Consider the following 20,676-nt stretch of genomic DNA (forward strand, 5'->3'; position numbering starts at 1 on the left):
TCGTTGTCGAGGACGAAGAGATCGTTGCCACAACGGAAATGGTTGCCAGCCACTAAGAGTGGACGCCGGGCGTGCATGGTCGTCCCCCCGGCTGTGCACGCCCGGACGCAGCCATGGAGGCGAAATAGTGTTCGTCGAAGACTCTCGCTGGCGTCAGTTTGTCCGGGAGTGGGCCCCCGGGTATGAGGAAACGGTCTTCCTTCCCGGATTGGTTACAGACCCGAGTGTGATCAGCGGCCGGATCGCCGCGGCGGTGGCTACGGCGACCGCCGCAGGTGGAAAAGGGTTGCGAATACGCGGATTCCGGGGCAGTGAATTCGACTTCAAGCTCACCGAGCGGCTTGCGCGCACCGCACTGCAAGGCGCGCAGCCGTTGACCGAATGGCTCGCCGAGAATGCCGGCGACCGTCCGGCATGCGTCGCCATCAACGACGTCTCCTCATGGGATCTGGGGCTTGGCGCGTTCGCTCAGGCCTTGGTGCGCAGCCTTGTTCCGGGACGAGATCTGGTGTCCGGTGCCGATATCTACACGTTTATCGCCGATGTGGAGTGGACTCCCTTCGGGATACACAAGGATGACGAGCCATCGCTGATCTTCCATCTGGGCCCCGGTGTGAAGGAACTCTGGGTGTGGCCCGCCGATGGAATCGACCACCACCAGTTGTTCGAGAACCCGTCGTTGGGCAAGGTCTCGTTTGACTTCGACCGACTGCTGCCCGGAGCGCACCGCTACACCCTGACTCCGGGTGACTTCATATGCATTCCCCGGGGGCGCTATCACCTGTTCCGCAATGCCGGCCCTTCTGTCTTCCTGGGGGTTACACTCTTCCCGCCCAACATCCGGAAGTCGTTCTCGGACTGGATGATCGACCATCTCGGCGCGCGGCTGGACGCAGCACACGAGCCGCGCAGCTTCGATGACCTCCGCCGGCTGGTGCTCAACACGCTCGGCGACCCCGAAGCGATGTCGGGGCTGGCGACAACCATGGAACTGGCGGCGGCCAAACAGCGCACCGCCGGGTATCTGCGGCCCCCTAAGGTGGCGGCCTTGCGCATCGGCGATGCTCCTGCGGGTGTCCCGCTCGGCTGGGCCTACCCCGCGGTGGTGCAATCAATCGTCGGTGCGGATCGGACTCATCTGGTGGCCCGTGGCCGGGACATAGCGTTCGGCGGCGCGGTGAATCTTGACGGACTCCTAGCGCTGTCCGGCGAGTTCACCCTGGATGATCTTGATGCCGTCCTGGCATCAGAACTGGATGTGGATCGGCGCCGTCAGATTGTGAATACGCTGTGGCGCTTCGGTGCTTTCGACGCTGTCAGCGCTCTTCCATCGACTCGCGCCGCTTGCGCCGCTTCCGCTTGACGTTTACCCCGCCCCACAGTGAGAACCCCTTGACCGTCACATGTGGTGCGCCCTGTACCCCGGTGCCGCTTGCGGAGTGATCGAAGCCACCCATCACGGCGACGCCCCGGACATCCACATTGACCTCTGGTGGCAGGAGGATCGTCTGGCCACCCATGATGGAGAACGAGCGGATCTCGACCTCGTTGGAAGTGAAGTCGGCGTAACGCAGGTCCAGCACGCCGCCACCCCACAGCGCGAATGAAGTGAGCTTGCCGGGCACGTTCCAGCGGCCCCGTCGTTCAAATCCACTCATGATCGCCATCAGCACCGTTGATGGTGCTGGCTTGCTGTCTTTACCTCGAACCTGGGCGGTAGCGACAGCGGGCAGGTCGGCGCTGAGCTGATCAAGTTCACCGTATGTGTTTGCCGAGTACACCTTGGTGAGGCGCTCCTCGAATTCGGAGAGCTCCAGCCGCCCTTGCGCCGCTGCGTCGGATAACAGCTGCGCGACACGCATGCGATCGGCGTCTGCGGCCCGCATCGATGCGGTAACCCGCTCAGGGAGGTTGCTCATCACCGCCGAGCCTACGACGAACGGCGCTTAAAGGCACGCGGTTCATTCGTGTTGCTCAGCGCACTACACGCGTAGTGCCGACTGGTTCACACTTGCCAGGCGGGAGGACGCTTTTGGAGGAACGACAACATGCCCTCTTGCGCCTCCGGCGAGACGAACAGACGCGCCGACGTTTCCGTCAACTCGACTGCACGCGCATCGAAATCGGCGAGGATCGGCGCGGTGGTGAGCTTCTTGGACTCAGCCAGCCCCTGCGGTGAACCGAGCGCGATGTCATCGACCAACGACGTCACCGCGGCCTCGACTGCTTCGGAGCTGTCGACGGACTTTGTCACCAACCCGATCTCCGCGGCCACCCGTGCGTCGAACTTCTCGCCGGTGACGAAGTAGCGCGCGGCGGCCCGGCCGGTGAGCCGCGGCAGCAGCGTCAACGAGATGATCGAGGGCGCCACGCCGATGCGTGCCTCGGTCAGTGCGAAGGTGCTGTCGGGTCCCGCCACCGCGATATCGGCGGCACCGACGAGGCCGAAGCCACCTGCTCGCACATGGCCGTTGACGGCGATGACGACCGGTAGCGGCAACTCCAGGATGTCGCGCAGCAGTGCGGTGAGTTGGCCCGCCCGGTCCTTGGCGACATCCTGGGGATCGGATGATGCCGCTGAGCTCTCCGACAGATCGGCGCCCGCGCAGAACGTGTTACCGGTGTGGGTGAGCACCACGGCACGCACCGTTTTATCGGCGGCGGCCCGCTGCAGTCCCTCCCGCAATTGCCGCACCAAGCCGCTGGACAACGCGTTGCGGTTATGCGGTGAGTCGAGCGTCAGGCGGGCGGCGCGACCGTCCACCTCGTACTGGACGAGAGTGTCACTCATGGGGTGTCTCCTTTTAGTACGAGCGGGGCAGGCCGAGCGATGTCTGCGCGACGAAGTTGAGGATCATCTCCCGGCTCACCGGGGCAATACGCCCGAAGCGTGACAGGTTCAACAGCGGCGCCACGGCGTATTCAGAGGTCAATCCGTTGCCGCCCAAGGACTGCACAGCCCGGTCGGCGGCCCGGCAGGCCACGTCCGCCGCGGCGTACTTGGCCATGTTGGCCGCCTCCGCTGCGCCCCAGTCGTCGCCGTGGTCGTACAGGGTGGCGGCCTTCTGCATCATGAGCTTGGCCAGCTCCAGCTCTACCTTGATCTCGGCGAGCGGGTGCGCAATGGCCTGGTGTGCGCCGATCGGTGTCTTCCACACCTGGCGCGTCTTGACGTAGTCGGTGGCCTTGCTCAGCGCGAGCCGGGTGAGGCCAACCCCGCTGGCGGCGCCCATGATTCGCTCGGGATTCAAACCAGCGAACAGCTGCATCAGCGCGGCATCCTCGGAGCCGACGAGCGCATTACCCGGCACGCGCACATCGTCGAGGAACACCTGGAACTGCCGTTCCGGGAGCGTGAGCTCCATATCGATGGGTGTGTACTCGAATCCCTTGGTGTCGGTAGGCACCACGAACAGCGCCGGCTTGAGCTTGCCGGTCTTGGCCTCCTCGGTGCGCGCCACCACCAGCACGGCGTTGGCCTGGTCGACGCCGGAGATGAAGACCTTGCGCCCGTTGAGAATCCAGTCGCCACCGTCGCGCTTGGCGGTGGTGATGATGTTGTGGGAGTTCGAGCCGGCGTCGGGTTCGGTGATGGCGAACGCCATGGTGAAGGTGCCGTCGGCCATCGAGGGCAGCCAGTTCTTTTTCTGTTCATCGGTGCCGTAGCGGGCGATGATGGTGGCATTGATGGCGGGGGAGACGACCATCATCAGTAGCGGACACCCGGCCGCCGACAGTTCCTCGAACACGAGCCCAAGCTCGTACATGCCGGCGCCGCCGCCGCCGTACTCCTCCGGAATGTTCACTCCCAGGAAGCCGAGCTTTCCTGCCTCATCCCACAGCTCGTTCAGGTGTGCGTGGGTCTTGGACTTCTCCAGGTAGTACTCGTGGCCGTAGCTGCCGGCGAGCGCGGCCACCGCCTGGCGCAGCGCCTTGCGCTCTTCGGACTCTACGTACGGATTGGTCTGCGTCATGTGGGCTCTCCTTCGGTGTTGGCCTCCGCGGCCAACTGGGCTAGTACGGTGCCGAGCTCGACCTGTTGTCCCGGTTCGACATTGAGGATCTCTAGAACGCCGTCGGCGGGGGCGACGATGGTGTGCTCCATCTTCATGGCCTCCAGCCAGACAATGGGTGTACCCGCGGTGACGGTGTCTCCCACCGCGGCACCCACCCGCAGCACCACTCCCGGCATCGGCGCGATGAGCGAGCCCGCCGCCACCTCGGTGCTGGGGTCGGTGAATCGGGGCACCACCGCCAGTGCCACCGGACCGAGTGGGGAGTCGACGTCCACGGTCGCCCCGTAGAAGGACACGTCGAATCCACGGCGGACGCCGTCAATGACGAGTGCCACATGATCCGGTGTCGCCGAGACCAAATCAATGGATGGCCAGTCGCCATCCAGCTCCAGGCCGGACCGGGTCAGGCGGTACCGCACCGAGATGACGCTCTCGCCGACCGCGAATTCCTTGGTCTGGAAGCCGGACGCCAGATTGCGCCAGCCGCTTGGAAGGGCCGCGCAGGCTACCGCCGAGGCCCGGTTCGCGGCCGCGTCGGCAAGTGCCGCGGCAAGCGCCGAGTACTGGTGCGCCGCCTCATCAGCCAGCGGTTTGGCAAGGATGTCCAGGCCGTGCTTGTTCAGGAATGACGTGTCGGTGTCACCGGCGAGGAACGCGGGGTGACGCAACACGTTGACCAACAGATCACGGTTGGTGGTCAGCCCGTGTATCCGGGCGCGTTCCAGCGTCGAGGCCAGCAGCCGGGCGGCCTCGGTGCGCGTCGGCGCCACCGTGATGACCTTCGCAAGCATCGGGTCGTAGTGCACCGACACCACGCTGCCGTCGACAATGGTCGAGTCCAAGCGGATCCCGTTGCGCCCCGGATGTCCAGGCAGCTGGAATTCCGCACTGGCCCCGGGTATGTCGAAGCGCCGCACGGTGCCGCTTTGCGGTTGCCACTCGGCGGCCGGATTCTCCGCATACAGCCGCGCCTCGATCGAATGACCTTGGATCGCAGGAGGTTCCGGATCGAGCCGTCCGCCTTCGGACACCTGAATCTGCAACAGCACCAAGTCCAGACCGGTGGTGCACTCGGTCACCGGGTGCTCCACCTGCAGGCGGGTGTTCATCTCGAGGAAGAAGAACTCGCCGTCTTCGGTGGCCAGGAATTCCATGGTGCCCGCGCCCACATAACCGATTGTCGCCGCGGCGGTACGTGACGCCTCGAAGAGCCGCTCGCGCATGCCGTCGATTCGGGTCACCAAGGGCGAGGGTGCTTCCTCGATGACCTTCTGGTGACGGCGCTGGATTGAGCACTCGCGCTCACCCACGGCCCACACCGTGCCGTGGCTGTCGGCCATCACCTGTACTTCGATGTGCCGGCCGGTGCCCAGGTAGCGCTCGCAGAAGACCGTCGGGTCCCCGAATGCGGATTGGGCTTCCCGTTGTGCGGCAGCGATTTCAGCGGGAAGTTTGTCGAGATCTGACACGATCCGCATACCACGGCCACCGCCACCGGCGGAGGCCTTGACGAGCACCGGAAGCTGATCGGCGGTGACGGTGTCGGGGTCGAGCTGGCCCAGCACCGGCACGCCGGCGGCTTCCATGAGTTTCTTGGACTCGATCTTCGAGCCCATCGACTCGATTGCCGTGACCGGCGGGCCGATCCAGGTAAGGCCGGCGTCCGCCACCGCACGAGCGAAATCGGCATTCTCGGAGAGGAATCCGTAACCGGGGTGGATCGCGTCGGCGCCGGTGGCCTTGGCCGCGGCGATGATGAGCTCACCGCGCAGGTAGGTCTCGGCGCTGGAGGTGCCGGGTAGGTGCACCGCGGCATCGGCCTCGGACACATGTGGGCTGTCGGCATCGGCGTCCGAATAGACGGCGACAGTTCCGAGCCCAAGCTTGCGGCAGGTGGCGAAGACGCGGCGGGCGATCTCACCGCGGTTGGCGACCAGAACAGAGGTGATCGAAGGCGTAGTCATGTGTTCCAAACCCTCACATCCGGAAGACGCCGAAGTTCGACGTCCCCTCGATCGGTCCATTGGCAATGGCGGACAGGCACATACCGAGCACCGCCCGGGTATCGCGGGGGTCGATGACCCCGTCGTCATACAGGCGTCCGGACATGAACATGGGCAGCGACTCTGCCTCGATCTGTGCCTCGATGGCAGCCCGCATGGCGGCGTCCGCGTCCTCGTTGACGGCCTGGCCGCGTGCCGCCGCGGCGGCACGGCTCACGATGGAGATGACGCCGGCCAGCTGGGTGCCGCCCATGACCGCGGATTTCGCACTGGGCCAGGCGAACAAGAACCGCGGGTCATATGCGCGGCCGCACATGCCGTAATGCCCGGCGCCATAGGAGGCCCCGACGATCAGGGACAGATGCGGCACCGTCGAGTTCGACACGGCGTTGATCATCATCGACCCGTGCTTGATCATGCCGCCCTCTTCGTACTCCTTACCCACCATGTATCCGGTGGTGTTGTGTACGAAGAGAAGTGGCGTGTTGGTCTGGTTGGCCAGCTGGATGAACTGAGTGGCCTTCTGCGCTTCCTCGCTGAACAGCACGCCGCGCGCATTGGCGAGGATGCCGATCGGGTACCCGTGCAGCCGGGCCCAGCCGGTGACCAATGAGGAGCCGTATTGCTCCTTGAACTCGTCGAACTCCGAACCGTCGACGATCCGCGCGATGACCTCACGCGGATCGAACGGGATGCGCAGGTCCCCGGGGACGATGCCGAGTAGCTCCTCCTGGTCTGCGAGGGGTTCGATGACCGCCGCGGGCTTGGGGCCCTTCTTGACCCAGTTCAGGCGCGCGACGATCTGCCGTCCGAGCCGTACGGCGTCCTGTTCATCGGCTGCCAGGTAGTCGCCCAAACCGGAAACGCGGGAGTGCATTTCGGCGCCGCCGAGCGATTCATCGTCGGACTCCTCGCCGGTCGCCATCTTGACTAGCGGCGGACCCGCCAGGAACACCTTGGAGCGTTCCTTGATCATCACGACATGGTCCGACATGCCGGGAATGTAGGCGCCACCGGCGGTCGAGTTGCCGAACACCAGAGCGATCGTCGGGATGCCCGCGGCCGAGAGCCGAGTGAGGTCGCGGAACATCTGTCCGCCGGGAACGAATACTTCCTTCTGCGTGGGCAGATCCGCACCACCGGATTCCACCAGTGAGATCACGGGCAAGCGATTCTTGAAGGCAATATCGTTGGCCCGCAGTACCTTACGCAGTGTCCAGGGGTTGCTGGTACCACCCTTGACGGTGGGGTCGTTGGCCACGATCATGCATTCGACACCCTCGACCACGCCGATGCCGGTGACCAGTGAGGCCCCGACGGTGAAGTCGCTGCCCCAGGCCGCGAGCGGACACAGCTCCAGGAACGGGGAGTCCGGGTCGATGAGCAGCTCGATGCGCTCACGTGCCAGCAGCTTGCCGCGTTCGTGATGGCGGGCAACGTATTTGTCGCCGCCACCGGCGAGTGCCTTCGCGGTTTCGGCATTGACCTCGGCCAGCTTGGTCGCCATGGCCGCTGCCGCGTCGACGTATTCGGGAGAGTTGGTGTTGACGGCGGTACGCAGGATTGTCACGACTGGAACCCCAGGAGCTTGGCCGCCAGGGAAGTGAGGATTTCGGTAGTGCCGCCACCGATCCCGATGATCCGCATGTCGCGGTACTGCCGTTCGATCTCGCTCTCGGTCATATAGCCCATGCCTCCGAACAACTGAACGCCTTGGTTGGCCACCCACTCGCCGGCTTCGACGGCAGTGTTCTTGGCGAAACAGACTTCGGCGATGAGGTTGGTTTCACCGGCAATCGCACGGTCGACCAACGCGTGGGTGTACACCCGCGCCACATCGACGCGGCGTGCCATCTCCGCGAGGGTGTTCTGCACGGATTGACGGGAGATGAGGGGGCGCCCGAAGGTCTCCCTGTTCCTGCACCATTCCACGGTCAGGTCCAGGCAGCGTTGCGCACTCGAATATGCCTGGGCGGCAAGGCCGATTCGCTCGGATACGAAGGCGCCGGCGATCTGCGCGAAGCCGGTGTTCTCGCCACCCACCAGATTCTCGGCGGGTACCCGCACATCGGTGAAGGACAACTCGGCGGTATCCGAAGAGCGCCAGCCCATCTTGTCGAGCTTGCGGGCGACCTCGAACCCCGGCGTGTCCTTGTCGATCAGCAGCAGCGAGACTCCGGCCGCTCCCGGTCCGCCGGTTCGGACCGCGGTCACCACGTAGTCGGCGCGCACGCCGGAGGTGATGAAGGTCTTGGCGCCGTTGACGATGTAGTGATCGCCGTCTTTTTTGGCCGAGGTGGTCAGATGCCCGACATCGGAACCACCGCCGGGCTCGGTGATGGCCAGCGATCCGATGAGATCACCGGCCAGGGTGGGCTTGACGTACTTGTCGATGAGGCGCCGATCGCCGGAGGCGATGATGTGCGGTGTGGAGATGCCGCAGGTGAACAGGGAAGCGAACACGCCGCCGGGCACACCGGCATAGTGCAGTTCCTCGCACACGATCACCGGATCGATGGCATCTCCGCCGCCACCGCCGACCTCCTCGGGCGCACCCGGACCGAGCAGACCCAGATCGCCGGCCTTGCGGTGCAATTCACGAGGAAGCAGGCCGTCGCGTTCCCATTCGTTGACATGCGGCAGGATCTCGCGCTCGGCGAAGTCACGTACGGTCTCCCGAAGCGCCTTGCGCTCCGGGGTGTTCCACTGGGCCACTAGATTGTCTCCTTCAGGAGGGATTCGGGGACGTCGATCTCACGGGAACGCAGCCATTCGCCAATTCCCTTGGCCTGTGGGTCAAACCGGGCCTGATAGGCCACACCCTTGCCGAGGATGTCCTGGATGACGAAGTTCACGGCCCGCAGCTTGGGCAACAGGTAGCGCGCCACCTCCAACTGCTCGGTTTCCGGCAGCAGCTCACGCAGCGCGTCGATGGTCAGGGCGTGCGCAAGCCAGCGGTATTCCTCATCGGTGCGCACCCAGACGCCGACGTTGGCGCTGCCGCCCTTGTCGCCGCTGCGAGCACCCGCGAGCGTTCCCAGTGGGATTCGGCGTACCGGCCCGGCCGGAAGCGGTTCGGGCAGCGCCGCTGCCGGGGCGTCGGCGAGGGGCAGCGTCTGGGAGGCCTGTGCGATATCGATACGCGAGCCATCGGCCAGCACGGCCACATGCGGAACCTTCTCCGCGGGGACGTATCCCGGAGTGAACACGCCGTACGGCTCGCCGTCCTTGGGAGGCGTGGTGACGTGGAAGCCGGGGTAACTCGCCAGGGCCAGCTCCACCGCGGCGTTGGAGAACTGTCGCCCTACCTTGTTCGGGTCGGAGTCGCGCACCATCACGTGCAGCAGGGCGCTGGCCGCCTGTTCGGTGTCGGCATTCGGATGATCGGTGCGGCCCAGCGTCCATTGGATGTCCTGCGGGGCTCCCGCGGGGGAAGACAGGGCGGACTCCAACTGCTTGCGGGTCAGATCCGCCTTGGCGTCGATATCGAGTCCGGTGAGCACGAACGTCATCTGATTGCGGAAGCCACCCAAGGCGTTCAGCGACACCTTCAGGTCCGGTGGTGGTGCCTCGCCCGTCACACCGGAGACCCGCACCCGGTCGGGGCCCTCCTGGGTCAGCTCGATGCTGTCGATCCGGGTGGTGACATCAGGGTTGGCGTACCGCGCTCCGGTGATCTCATAGAGCAGCTGTGCGGTGACGGTGCCCACGCTGACCGCGCCGCCGGTACCCGTGTGCTTCGTGATGACAGACGAACCGTCCTCATGTACCTCGGCCAGCGGGAACCCGGCACGCGAAAGGTCGGGGATCTCGGTGAAGAAGGCGTAGTTGCCTCCGGTGGCCTGGGTGCCGCACTCGATGATGTGCCCGGCCGCGACCGCACCGGCGAGCTTGTCGTAGTCGTCGCGGCGCCACCCGAAGTGTGCGGCGGCAGGGCCGACGATCACGGAGGCGTCGGTGACCCGGCCGGTGACCACGATGTCGGCCCCGGAATTGAGGCATTCCACGATGCCCCAGGCGCCGAGATAGGCATTGGCGGTGAGCGGTGACCCCAGTCCGAGCTCTGCGGCACGGGGCAGGAGATCGTCGCCCTCGACATGTGCGACGTTGGCCGCGATTCCCAGTTTTTCCGCGAGTGCGCGGATGGCCTCCGCCAGACCCGCGGGGTTCAGGCCGCCGGCGTTGGCGACGATCTTCACGCCCTTGTCCTGGGCCAGGCCCAGGCACTGCTCGAGCTGGCGCAGGAACGTCTTGGCGTAGCCGCGTTCGGGGGCCTTGGCGCGGTCGCGCCCGAGGATGAGCATCGTCAGCTCGGCCAGATAGTCGCCGGTCAGGTAGTCGAGTTCACCGCCGGTGAGCATCTCGTGCATGGCCGATATTCGGTCACCGTAAAAGCCTGAACAGTTCCCAATTCGTACCGGCGCAGTGGTCACGGTGGTCCTCTCGAGGTCGGCATCGACTGCTCGTGCGCTGCCAAATTACCCCACGCACTAAAACGTCAATCTAGCGGTCCAACCAAGTGGTTGGCCGAGCCCAGGTGATGGCGTCGACACGCCGTCTTATGGTGTGAAAATGCAATACGAATCCGCCGCGATACGGCGTGTCGGCGCGGATTGATCCGAGCAAATTTGCAGCTCATGTCCGCCACCGGCTATCGTGTGGTGATTGTCGCTCGCTGCGCCCGACATGTTGGCGCGGCGCGGGCGAATGACACAGAAACCTGAGAAATAAGGAGAGGGCGCGACCATGGCCGTCCCCAAGCGGAGAATGTCCCGCTCCAACACCCGTAGCCGGCGTTCGCAGTGGAAGGCCACTGCCACTGAGCTGGTCAATGTCACTGTCGGCGGACAGAACCACAAGGTTCCCCGTCGCCTGCTCAAGGCTGCCCGCCTCGGGCTCATCGATCTCGACCGTCGCTGAACGACGCGAGACCTGATTCTCAGGCTTCCTCAGTAATATCTCAGCCGCACGGTTAACACTGGTACCTGTGCGAATTCTTGTAGTCGATGATGACCGCGCTGTACGCGAGTCGTTGAGACGGTCTCTGTCCTTCAATGGGTACTCGGTGGATCTGGCCGAGGACGGCGTCGATGCGCTGAATGTCATCGCGGCCGACCGGCCGGATGCGCTGGTGCTCGACGTGATGATGCCCAAGCTCGACGGACTCGAGGTATGCCGTCGCCTGCGCAGCACCGGAGATGATCTGCCGATCCTGGTGCTCACCGCACGAGACTCGGTCTCCGAGCGCGTGGCGGGTCTGGATGCGGGCGCCGACGATTACCTCCCCAAGCCTTTCGCGCTTGAGGAACTCCTGGCCCGGATGCGGGCGCTGCTGCGCCGGACCACCGTCGACGAGTCGGCGGACGCTGCCACGCTGAGCTTCGGTGATCTCACGCTCGATCCGGTCACCCGCGAGGTTTACCGGGGCACTCGGTCGATCAGCCTGACCCGTACCGAATTCGCACTGCTGGAAATGCTCATGACGAACCCCCGGCGGGTGCTCACGCGCAGCCGCATCCTCGAAGAGGTGTGGGGATTCGACTTCCCGACGTCCGGTAATGCACTTGAGGTGTATGTCGGTTATCTGCGGCGCAAGACCGAAGCCGAGGGGGAGCTCAGGCTCATCCACACCGTTCGCGGTGTCGGCTACGTGCTGCGGGAGACCCCTCCGTAATCCCTATGGCGACACTACGGATGCGCAGACCGACGTCTGCACTGTTCTCTCCACTACGGGCAACCAGCTCATCGGTATCGCTGCGCTGGCGCGTGATGCTGCTCGCGATGTCGATGGTGGCGATGGTCGTGGTGCTGATGGCCGTGGCCTCATACCTGTTGGTATCCACGGCGTTGTATCGCGATGTCGACAAGCAGCTCAACGATCGCGCCAATCTGCTCATCGGCAGTGGGCTGCTGTCGGTGGACCCCCGTCGCGCCATCGAAGGCACCGCGTACTCCGCCGATGTCAACGCCAAGCTGATCTTTCCGGGGCTCATCACGTTCTCGGCGACACAGCAGGGACAGATCATTCCCTATGGCGCTCCCGAGCAGGCGGTCACCCGCGGCGAGCTCGAGCAGTCGCTGCGCACCGTCAATCATCAACGCGTGCTTGCACTTAGGCTCGACAATGGCAGCACGCTGATCATGGCGAAATCGCTCGACCCCACCGATACCGTGCTGCGGCGACTGGGCTGGGTGCTGCTGATTGTCGGCGGCGTAGGCGTGGCGGTGGCGGCCGCCGCCGGAGCCGTGGTGGCCGGCACCGGGTTGCGGCCGGTGGCCAGACTCACCGATGCCGCCGAACGCGTGGCCCGAACCGATGATCTGCGGCCCATTGCCGTCACTGGCAGCGACGAATTAGCGCGGCTCACAATCAGTTTCAACACCATGTTGCGTGCCCTGGCCGAGTCTCGAGACCGCCAGGCACGTCTGGTGACCGACGCGGGCCACGAGTTGCGTACCCCGCTGACTTCGTTGCGCACCAATACCGAGCTGCTGATGGCCGCCATGCAACCGGGTGCTCCCCGTCTACCCGACGAGGAAATGGAAGCGCTGCAACTCGATGTGATCGCCCAGATCGAGGAATTGTCCACATTGGTGGGCGATTTGGTCGATCTGGCCCGTGGTGACGGTGCCGACATCGTGCATGAGCCGGTAGACCTGGTCGAGGTGGTCGAGGGCACTTTGGAACGAGTCCGCCGCCGTCGCAACGACATCGAGTTCGACGTCGTCATGCAGCCGTGGCAGGTCTACGGAGACGCGGCAGGACTGTCGCGCGCGGTTCTCAACCTGCTTGACAACGCGGCGAAGTGGAGCCCATCGGGTACCACGGTATCGGTGCGGCTGGCCCAGGTGGACGCCGCGCACGCCGAGCTGGTGATCTCCGATCGTGGGCCCGGGATTCCGCCCGCCGAACGGGATCTGGTCTTCGAGCGGTTCTACCGGGCCACCCCGGCCCGGGGAATGCCGGGATCGGGTTTGGGGTTGGCCATCGTGAAGCAAGTTGTGCTCAAACATGGTGGCGCGATCAAGGTCGAGGAGACGGAACCCGGTGCGGTGGTCGACGGCAGTCCAGCCCCGGGCACGTCGATGCACGTGCTTCTTCCAGGCCGTCCCGGACCCGTCGGGCACCCCGACGGGGGTGACACCGCCGGGCGCCGGAAGTCTGCGCCAAACGCGAGGGAGATCTCAGTGGATTCTCAGTCCGCTCCGGCAGCGTGGCACCCGAGCTAGTCGATCGTGAACGCCTATGAAGGACGGGTGAGGAAGTACCTATGACCAACGACCCCCACGGCAATTGGGCCTACCGGCCGTCCGGTCACTACTCCGGGCAACAAGCGCCGACGCATCATGCGCAGTCCGGCCACCACTATCAGGGCCAGGCATACGGATACTCACAGCAGCAGCCGCCGAACCAGCAGCGTCCCCCTCAGCCGCAGAATCAGGCCCCCCGGGGGAAGCGCAGTGGCGGGCTCGTGGTGGGTGCGACCGTCCTGGCTCTGGTCTCCGGTGGGCTGGGCGGAACTGTGGGTGCCGTCGTCGCCGACCGCCAACACAAGGCGCCCGTCGTCACCAGCGGCAGCACCGGCTTGACTCCTATTGCTCCGGGCCGTCAGCCCGCCGCGCAACAGGTGTCCGCGCTGCCCGCGGGATCGGTGGAACAGGTTGCGGCCAAGGTGCTTCCGAGTGTCGTCAAGCTCGAAACAATCATGGGTCGTTCGAGTGAAGAGGGATCAGGGGTCATCCTCTCCGCCGACGGTTTGGTGCTTACCAACGCACACGTCGTTCAGGCTGCGGGTGAACCCGGCGCCAAGACCACCGCCACCATCGCGGGCGGCAAGAACTCGCCCTTCACCGTGGTGGGGATCGATCCCGCCACCGACATCGCCGTGATCCGAATCACCGGCGCGTCGGGCCTGACGCCCGTCGCGCTCGGCTCCTCCGCGAATCTTGTTGTGGGGCAGTCGGTTGTCGCGATCGGTTCTCCGTTGGGTCTGGACGGCACGGTGACCACGGGCATCGTCAGCTCGCTGAACCGCCCGGTGTTCACCGCGGGACAGGCGGGTAATCAGGACACCGTGCTGGACGCCATCCAGACCGATGCCGCCATCAACCCGGGTAACTCCGGTGGTGCGCTGGTCAACCTGAACGGTGAGCTGGTGGGCATCAACTCCGCCATCGCGACCATGGGTGGAGATTCCAGCGGCGAGACACAAGGTGGATCCATCGGCCTGGGCTTTGCGATTCCGGTCGACCAAGCCAAGCGGGTCGCCGATCAGCTGATCGCCAACGGCCACGCCACCCACGCTTCTCTGGGAGTTCGGGTTGGTAATGAGAAGGAGATCCAGGGCGCCAAGATCGTCGAGGTGGTCGCCGGTGGTGCCGCCGAGAAGGCTGGAGTGCCGAACGGGTCGGTGGTCACGAAGGTGGACAACCGCCCGGTGAACAGCGCCGACGGGCTCGTGGCCGCCGTGCGTTCCAAGGCGCCGGGAGACAAGGTGACGCTGACGTACACCGATGGCAACGGCGGACCGGAGAAGACCGTGGATGTGACATTGGGTGAGGTCGCCCGATGACTCAGATGTCCCTGCGAGCCGTTACGGTTGCTTCCATGACAGAGCTTGAGGTGCTACCGGTGGGGCGATCTCTGGTCGTCATCGTCAACGACAGAACGGCCCACGGCGACCAGGACACCAGTGGTCCGCTGGTCACCGAGTTGCTCTCGGAGGCCGGAATCGTGGTCGACGGTGTGGTGGCGGTCGAGGGAGACCTGACCGAGATTCAGAACGCGGTCAACACCGCGGTCATCGGCGGTGTGGATCTCGTGGTGACCGTGGGTGGAACCGGCGTCACGCCGCGCGACGTGACCCCCGAGGCCACTCAGCCATTGCTCGACCGTGAGCTGCTCGGCATCGCCGAGGCCATCCGGTCATCGGGGCTTGCGGCAGGTGTCACCGAGGCTGGTCTGTCACGCGGCGTGGCGGGTATCTCGGGAAGCACCCTGGTGGTCAACATTGCGGGAACGCGAGCTGCGGTGCGCGATGGAATGGCCACGGTGACACCGATGGCGATTCAGATCATCGAGCAGCTATCGAGTCTGGAGATCTGATCGGGTGACAACGCCCGAGGGCCCTGATTGTGACCTTCGCCACAAAAGTGGCGAAGGGGGAACAACGGTCAGCAATGCGGACATCGACAGGATCTTCGGCCAGGCGATGCCGTCTTTGGGCCCAGATGAACGCGATGTGAACGATTCGCGCGGCTTGCACGAAAGTGATCGGTGGTTGCGCGATAACGTGCCGCCCCATCACGGCTAAGGAATTCCCGCATATCGAGCGCGTAAATCCGGCAGGTCGCGAAGCCTGGATACCCATTCGGGGTGTCGGTTCCCCCGCTGTGTCTGGGCGTTTCCCAGCAAATTGCTCGTTCACCCAATTGTTAACCCGGGGATGTCTTGGGTTCGGCTAACTTCGGCTTCACGTACGTGCCCAGAGTTGGGTGAGTCCACCGCGAACAGAACTCGTGTTCAGATTGCCGCGTGGTCACCGTGCCGATATCGTCCTTCTGTCCGTCGCTTAGGAAATTCTCATGTTCGCCATGAGTGGACTGATAGGAAAAGAATGAAGCTGTTGAGCAAGGTATCGGGCTGGGCCCGCCACGGTCTGTTGGCGGTTGGCGCCCTAGTCATGACTCTTGTTGCTCTCTTTGCGACGGCGGCGACGGCGCATGCGGGTCTGGACGATGAGCTGACCCTGGTTGATGGCAAGGGCCGGACACTGCGGATTCAGCAGTGGGACACGTTCTTGAATGGTGTGTTTCCGCTCGACCGCAACCGCCTGACCCGTGAGTGGTTTCATTCGGGCCGCGCGGTCTATGAGGTGACGGGCCCGGGAGCAGACGCGTTCGAGGGCACCCTGGAGCTGGGTTATCAGGTGGGTTACCCCTGGTCGCTGGGTGTGGGGCTGAACTTCAACTACACGACCCCCAATACCTCGATTCTTTACGGTATTCCGAACGCCTTCGGCGGCAACCCGGAAGCCTCCTACATTCAGACCACCAACCTGCTGCCTTCGGCGGGTATCAACGTTGACCTAGGTAACGGACCCGGTATCCAGGAAGTGGCGACGTTCTCTGTGGCGATCGCCGGCCCCAAGGGCGCCGTCGCGGTATCGAACGCCCACGGCACGGTGACCGGTGCGGCCGGTGGTGTGCTGCTGCGTCCCTACGCCCGGTTGATCAGTAGCGCCGGTGACAGCGTCACCACCTACGGCGAAACCTGGGACATGAAGTAGCGAGCTTTCGCTGACTTCTGGGCACCAGGCGTTTTCACGCAAGAATTCTTCGCGCAGGATGGGCGGCCTTGCCTAGGGCGAGGTCGCCCATCGTGCGGTCAAGGGAGTTCCGAGGCCAGGCGGAGTGCCCCTGCCGCTCCAGGGGATGGCTGCGCTTGGCGGCTGACTTCTCCCTCTAGGTCGCGTGGTGCAGCGGTGTGACGGGGCGGGGGTGCTGCTGCGTCCTCATGCCCGGCATTGACTCCGCGGATGACGGTGTCGCCACTCGGGGCGAAACCTGGGGCATGAAGTAATTGCCATTACTCAATAGGTGCGTCGCGGCAGGATGCTGCGCAGTTAAGAACGGCGCGTAATCACAGAATCTGTGCATCGGCTGTGAGTTAGCTTGCCGGAAACATTCGGGAAACTCGTAGGGATGATTTGGCCGTTACGTTTGGCCCGCTTGGGCAACAATGTGGTCCTGGCGAAATAGGCATTGTCCAGGCGTGTATCCGCCCGAGTATTGAGGGAGCTAAATGAGAACAGGTGGCATCTGGCAGGTCATGCACAACACCCTCATGCGATTGATACTCGCGGTGGCTGGCGTGGTGGGACTAGCAGTTATCGGGACGGCGACGGCGCATGCGGGTTTGGACGATGAGCTGACCCTGGTTGATGGCAAGGGCCGGATGCTGCGGATTCAGCAGTGGGACACGTTCTTGAATGGTGTGTTTCCGTTGGACCGCAACCGCCTGACCCGTGAGTGGTTTCATTCGGGCCGCGCCGCGTATGAGGTGACGGGCGACGGTTCTGACGCGTTCGAGGGCACCCTGGAGCTGGGTTATCAGGTGGGTTACCCCTGGTCGCTGGGCGTGGGGCTGAACTTCAACTACACGACCCCCAATACCTCGATTCTTTACGGTATTCCGAACGCCTTCGGCGGCGGCCCGGAAGCCTCCTACATTCAGACCACCAACCTGCTGCCCTCGGCGGGTATCAACGTTGACCTGGGCAACGGCCCCGGTATCCAGGAAGTGGCGACGTTCTCTGTGGCGATCGCCGGCCCCAAGGGTGCGGTTGCGGTCAGTAATGCCCATGGCACGGTGACCGGTGCGGCCGGTGGTGTGCTGCTGCGCCCCTACGCCCGCTTGATCAGTAGCGCCGGTGACAGCGTCACCACCTACGGCGAGACCTGGGACATGAAGTAATTGCCCTGGCGGGCCGGGCAGAAGAGTTAGGACGTCTTCTTCTGCTCGGCCAGCAGGTCGCGGATCTCGACGAGCAATTCGGCCTCGGTTTGAGCGGCAGGCTCTTCACCCGACTTGGCCAACCGCTCCTTGATCGTGTTGTACGGCAGCACCACCAGGAAGTAGACGACCGCCGCAATCAGGATGAAGTTGATGGTGGCGGTGATCAGGACGTTGAAGTCCAGATATTGGCCGCCGCCAATCCCCACCTTGAGCGCAGGTTGATCCGAATCGGGGCCGGTGCCTATCCGATTGATCAGCGGCTGGATGACGGCGTCGCTGAACTTGGTGACTAATGCGGTGAAGGCCGCGCCGATGACCACAGCGACCGCGAGGTCAATGACGTTGCCGCGCAGCAGAAAATCTCTGAATCCCTTGAGCATGGTCTGACACTAACGCAAGGTCAGCGTTATCGCTTGGACTAACGCGGTTGCGGCGACACGATTTGCCTGCTGCGGCGGCAATGCGACCATTACCACCCGCTGCGTCCCAACGCCTTTGGTTGAGGGTTTCGGCGACACCAGCACCACCACGGCGCCGGTGGCCAGCACGGCGGGTTCCGGTGGCGCGGTATCCGGTGCGCCGGGTCCACGATCGGCCACAGTAAGGATGTCGACGATATCTCCGGTGCGGATCATGTCGACGGTGGCAGCATCGCTCAGCGGCACCGGGACGATGCGCGCGTCCTTGCCGGCGGCCGACTCTGCCAATCGCGAGCCCAACACGCGTAAATCGGTCAGCATTTCCCCTCGGCGAACCGGCCCGGCGAGCGTCGCACCCACAATGGTTCGCGCATTGGTGCTGACCCCGTCCGGAAGGATTGTCGAGGAACGCTTTTCGAGTCGTACGTCATCGCCGGTGAGGATCGTGCCGGGATGCAGGTCATGGACGGCGATCATCACCCCGACACGATCGTTGGCCGGATCGGGGCGAAATGCCAGCACGGCCGCGAACAGCACCAGGATCGCCGCCGCGATGCGCCGAGCCAATGCTGAGCGTGCCCAATCGGGGCGGAGTGCCGCCGATACGCGCTGCAGCACGGTGGGATCGAGAGGCGAGCGGGCCATGCCCTCACGCTAGGACGACGCGCAGCCCCACGTCAGCAGGCAATGTGCCGCTGTGGATAACTCGTCAGCTGGCGGCAGCGGATGCGGTGGCGGTGGATGTCGAGCTGGAGGAACTCGAAGCACTCGACGTCGATGAGCTACTCGCCGAGGACTCGGAGGACTTGGATTCACTCTTGCTGCCGGAATCGCCCTTCGAGGCGGCGTCCACGCTGCCCGAGCGGCTATCGGTGCGGTAGAAGCCGCTGCCCTTAAACACGATGCCCACCGAGTTGAACAGCTTGCGCAGCTTGCCCGAGCACTTCTGGCACACGGTCAGGGCATCGTCGGTGAACGCCTGGACGATGTCGAACTTGTCGCCGCAGTCGGCACACGCATAGGAATAGGTGGGCATGAGGGGTCCTCCAGGAACTGGCAAGCCATGAAACGCCACTAGCACTCTACCGTTTGGAGTGCTAGGTCCGCCACTGGGCGACCTGGGGATTCAGCCGAGTGTGACCAATCCGTCTGCCGTCAACGCCTGGGTCACCGGTACATCGTGCGGACCGGCCGGAATGTCATCGAGTATCTCGCCGACATAGAGGGGTGCGATCAACGCCACCGAGGCTGCGGCGAACCGCAGTGATCGGTCATAAAAGCCCGCGCCACGGCCCAGCCGGTTTCCCCGTCTGTCCACCGCGAGTGCCGGGACGAACACCAGCTCGGCGTCGGCAAGGGCGGCGGGACCGAACACCGGCGGCGCCGGTTCCCGCAGCCCGAAAGGTGCGTCCATGAGCTCGCCGGGTCGATACTGACCCCAGCTCAGCGATGTTGGGGTCCCCGTCGCGTCATGACGTGCGACGGGTAGCAGAACCTGGACACCGCGGGTGGCCAGGGCATCGAGCATCTCCACTGTCCCGGGCTCGGATCCCACCGGCAGGTAGGCGGCGACCACCGAGAGCCCCGAAGCCGCGGCCGCGACATGCGCGGCGAGCGCGGCGTTCTGTTTTTCGCGATCGGTAGGCGACATCGCCCGTCGTGCCTGCACAATCTGTTGCCGCAGGACGTCCTTGATGTTCTCTGGGGTGTTCTGGGGAGAGCCGATTCCGTGACGGTACCGCCTTACCCACGCAATCCTGTGGTCAGTGGTTAGGGTGAGTGGCTATGACGGCCCCTGACGTGTCCATCCCGCGCACCGCCGTGGTGCCCGCCGCAGGTCTGGGCACCCGGTTTCTGCCGGCCACCAAGACTGTGCCCAAGGAACTACTCCCGGTGGTCGACACCCCGGGTATCGAGCTGGTGGCGGAGGAGGCGGCCGAGGCCGGTGCTGAACGCCTGGTGATCGTCACCTCGGAGGGCAAGGACGGCGTCGTCGCGCATTTCGTCGAGGACTTGGTGCTGGAGGGCACGCTCGAGGACCGCGGTAAGCACGCCATGCTTGAGAAGGTGCGCCGCGCACCCGGACTCATCAAAGTGCAATCGGTGGTCCAGGCCGAGCCGCTTGGCCTCGGGCATGCGGTGGGCTGTGTGGAGCCGGTCCTTGACGACGACGAAGACGCCGTTGCGGTGCTGCTGCCCGATGACCTGGTGTGGCCGCGGGGCGTATTGGAGACCATGGCCAAGGTGCGGGCCAAGCGCGGCGGCTCGGTGCTCTGCGCCATCGAGGTCAAGCCCGAGGAGATCAGTTCCTATGGTGCGTTCGACGTCGAGATCGTGCCCGATGCTGCCAACCCAAATGTGTTGCGCGTCAAGGGAATGGTCGAAAAGCCTAAGGCCGAGGACGCGCCGTCGAACTATGCCGCGGCCGGGCGGTATCTGCTGGATCGGGTGATCTTCGATGCGCTCAAGCGGATTCCACGGGGTGCGGGCGGCGAGCTACAGCTCACCGACGCCATCGCCTTGCTGATCGACGAGGGACATCCGGTGCATGTCGTCGTGCATCGCGGATCCCGACACGACCTGGGAAATCCTGGCGGCTATCTCAAGGCTGCTGTTGACTTTGCGTTGGACCGCGACGACTACGGTCCGGGCTTGCGGCAGTGGTTGGTCGAGCGGCTGGGTCTGGGACCTGCCACGCTGCCTGATTCCGAGTAACGCTC

General features: G+C 64.6%; 21 protein-coding genes. 10 read left to right on the plus strand and 11 right to left on the minus strand.

Annotated features, from left to right (window positions below):
• The first annotated feature begins 127 nt into the window (after positions 1-127).
• The gene (locus RHO23_RS01190; protein ID WP_070942791.1) at positions 128-1,363 is read left to right on the plus strand and encodes a hypothetical protein; all 1,236 of its coding nucleotides are present in this window, start codon (positions 128-130) and stop codon (positions 1,361-1,363) included.
• Here RHO23_RS01190 and RHO23_RS01195 read toward each other — a convergent pair.
• From RHO23_RS01195 to RHO23_RS01225, 7 genes are all read right to left on the minus strand, one after another.
• Positions 1,317-1,919 carry a DUF1707 SHOCT-like domain-containing protein gene (locus tag RHO23_RS01195; protein ID WP_030094518.1) on the minus strand — a complete coding sequence of 201 codons (603 nt, stop codon included), beginning with the start codon at positions 1,917-1,919 and terminating at the stop codon, positions 1,317-1,319. The genes RHO23_RS01190 and RHO23_RS01195 overlap by 47 nt on opposite strands.
• 86 nt (positions 1,920-2,005) lie before the next feature.
• Complete coding sequence (locus RHO23_RS01200; protein WP_030094519.1) at positions 2,006-2,791, minus strand: enoyl-CoA hydratase family protein; 786 nt, start codon at positions 2,789-2,791, stop codon at positions 2,006-2,008.
• 13 nt (positions 2,792-2,804) lie between these two features.
• Positions 2,805-3,974, minus strand: coding sequence for an acyl-CoA dehydrogenase family protein (locus tag RHO23_RS01205; RefSeq protein ID WP_070942790.1), 1,170 nt, complete (start codon positions 3,972-3,974; stop codon positions 2,805-2,807).
• Positions 3,971-5,980 (minus strand): acetyl/propionyl/methylcrotonyl-CoA carboxylase subunit alpha, encoded by a 2,010-nt coding sequence (locus tag RHO23_RS01210; protein ID WP_070942789.1) that lies wholly within the window; start codon positions 5,978-5,980, stop codon positions 3,971-3,973. The genes RHO23_RS01205 and RHO23_RS01210 overlap by 4 nt, the downstream gene beginning before the upstream one ends.
• Positions 5,981-5,993: 13 nt before the next feature.
• Positions 5,994-7,589, minus strand: coding sequence for an acyl-CoA carboxylase subunit beta (locus tag RHO23_RS01215; protein WP_070942788.1), 1,596 nt, complete (start codon positions 7,587-7,589; stop codon positions 5,994-5,996).
• Entirely contained in the window at positions 7,586-8,734 is a 1,149-nt protein-coding gene (locus RHO23_RS01220; RefSeq protein WP_070942787.1) for an acyl-CoA dehydrogenase family protein, read from the minus strand. The genes RHO23_RS01215 and RHO23_RS01220 overlap by 4 nt, the downstream gene beginning before the upstream one ends.
• A complete protein-coding gene (locus tag RHO23_RS01225) occupies positions 8,734-10,452 on the minus strand; it encodes an acyclic terpene utilization AtuA family protein (RefSeq protein WP_044104193.1) in 1,719 nt (572 codons plus the stop codon). Before RHO23_RS01225 ends, RHO23_RS01220 begins: the two co-directional genes overlap by 1 nt.
• A gap of 313 nt (positions 10,453-10,765) precedes the next feature.
• Here RHO23_RS01225 and rpmF point away from each other — a divergent pair, with 313 nt between their 5' ends.
• From rpmF to RHO23_RS01265, 8 genes are all read left to right on the plus strand, one after another.
• Positions 10,766-10,939 (plus strand): 50S ribosomal protein L32, encoded by a 174-nt coding sequence (gene rpmF, locus RHO23_RS01230; protein ID WP_005063395.1) that lies wholly within the window; start codon positions 10,766-10,768, stop codon positions 10,937-10,939.
• 67 nt (positions 10,940-11,006) lie between these two features.
• Positions 11,007-11,693 (plus strand): response regulator transcription factor, encoded by a 687-nt coding sequence (locus RHO23_RS01235; RefSeq protein WP_030094525.1) that lies wholly within the window; start codon positions 11,007-11,009, stop codon positions 11,691-11,693.
• 20 nt (positions 11,694-11,713) lie between these two features.
• Positions 11,714-13,249, plus strand: a complete 1,536-nt coding sequence (locus RHO23_RS01240; RefSeq protein ID WP_030094526.1) for a HAMP domain-containing sensor histidine kinase — start codon at positions 11,714-11,716, stop codon at positions 13,247-13,249.
• Positions 13,250-13,290: 41 nt separating this feature from the next.
• On the plus strand, positions 13,291-14,592 hold the full coding sequence (locus tag RHO23_RS01245) for a S1C family serine protease (RefSeq protein WP_030094527.1): 1,302 nt from the start codon (positions 13,291-13,293) through the stop codon (positions 14,590-14,592).
• Positions 14,589-15,125 (plus strand): MogA/MoaB family molybdenum cofactor biosynthesis protein, encoded by a 537-nt coding sequence (locus RHO23_RS01250; protein WP_070943063.1) that lies wholly within the window; start codon positions 14,589-14,591, stop codon positions 15,123-15,125. Before RHO23_RS01245 ends, RHO23_RS01250 begins: the two co-directional genes overlap by 4 nt.
• A gap of 4 nt (positions 15,126-15,129) precedes the next feature.
• A complete protein-coding gene (locus RHO23_RS01255) occupies positions 15,130-15,333 on the plus strand; it encodes a hypothetical protein (protein WP_081343488.1) in 204 nt (67 codons plus the stop codon).
• Between the two features lie 369 nt (positions 15,334-15,702).
• Positions 15,703-16,308, plus strand: coding sequence for an MspA family porin (locus RHO23_RS01260; protein WP_371258715.1), 606 nt, complete (start codon positions 15,703-15,705; stop codon positions 16,306-16,308).
• Between the two features lie 557 nt (positions 16,309-16,865).
• Positions 16,866-17,495, plus strand: coding sequence for an MspA family porin (locus RHO23_RS01265; protein WP_064410165.1), 630 nt, complete (start codon positions 16,866-16,868; stop codon positions 17,493-17,495).
• Positions 17,496-17,521: 26 nt separating this feature from the next.
• Here RHO23_RS01265 and mscL read toward each other — a convergent pair whose 3' ends face one another.
• From mscL to RHO23_RS01285, 4 genes are all read right to left on the minus strand, one after another.
• Positions 17,522-17,917 (minus strand): large-conductance mechanosensitive channel protein MscL, encoded by a 396-nt coding sequence (mscL, locus tag RHO23_RS01270; RefSeq protein ID WP_423488573.1) that lies wholly within the window; start codon positions 17,915-17,917, stop codon positions 17,522-17,524.
• Between the two features lie 9 nt (positions 17,918-17,926).
• Positions 17,927-18,601: an SAF domain-containing protein gene (locus tag RHO23_RS01275; protein ID WP_423488574.1), complete on the minus strand. Its 675-nt coding sequence runs from the start codon at positions 18,599-18,601 to the stop codon at positions 17,927-17,929.
• Between the two features lie 64 nt (positions 18,602-18,665).
• Positions 18,666-18,992: an FmdB family zinc ribbon protein gene (locus RHO23_RS01280; RefSeq protein ID WP_423488575.1), complete on the minus strand. Its 327-nt coding sequence runs from the start codon at positions 18,990-18,992 to the stop codon at positions 18,666-18,668.
• Between the two features lie 90 nt (positions 18,993-19,082).
• Positions 19,083-19,607 carry a 5-formyltetrahydrofolate cyclo-ligase gene (locus RHO23_RS01285; protein WP_423488576.1) on the minus strand — a complete coding sequence of 175 codons (525 nt, stop codon included), beginning with the start codon at positions 19,605-19,607 and terminating at the stop codon, positions 19,083-19,085.
• 134 nt (positions 19,608-19,741) lie between these two features.
• Between RHO23_RS01285 and RHO23_RS01290 the strand changes: the two genes are divergently transcribed.
• Positions 19,742-20,671: a UTP--glucose-1-phosphate uridylyltransferase gene (locus tag RHO23_RS01290; RefSeq protein ID WP_030094535.1), complete on the plus strand. Its 930-nt coding sequence runs from the start codon at positions 19,742-19,744 to the stop codon at positions 20,669-20,671.
• The last annotated feature ends 5 nt before the right edge of the window (positions 20,672-20,676 follow it).

The sequence above is a fragment of the Mycobacteroides sp. PCS013 genome (assembly GCF_049532645.1).
GTDB classification, from domain to species: Bacteria; Actinomycetota; Actinomycetes; order Mycobacteriales; family Mycobacteriaceae; genus Mycobacterium; species Mycobacterium gwanakae.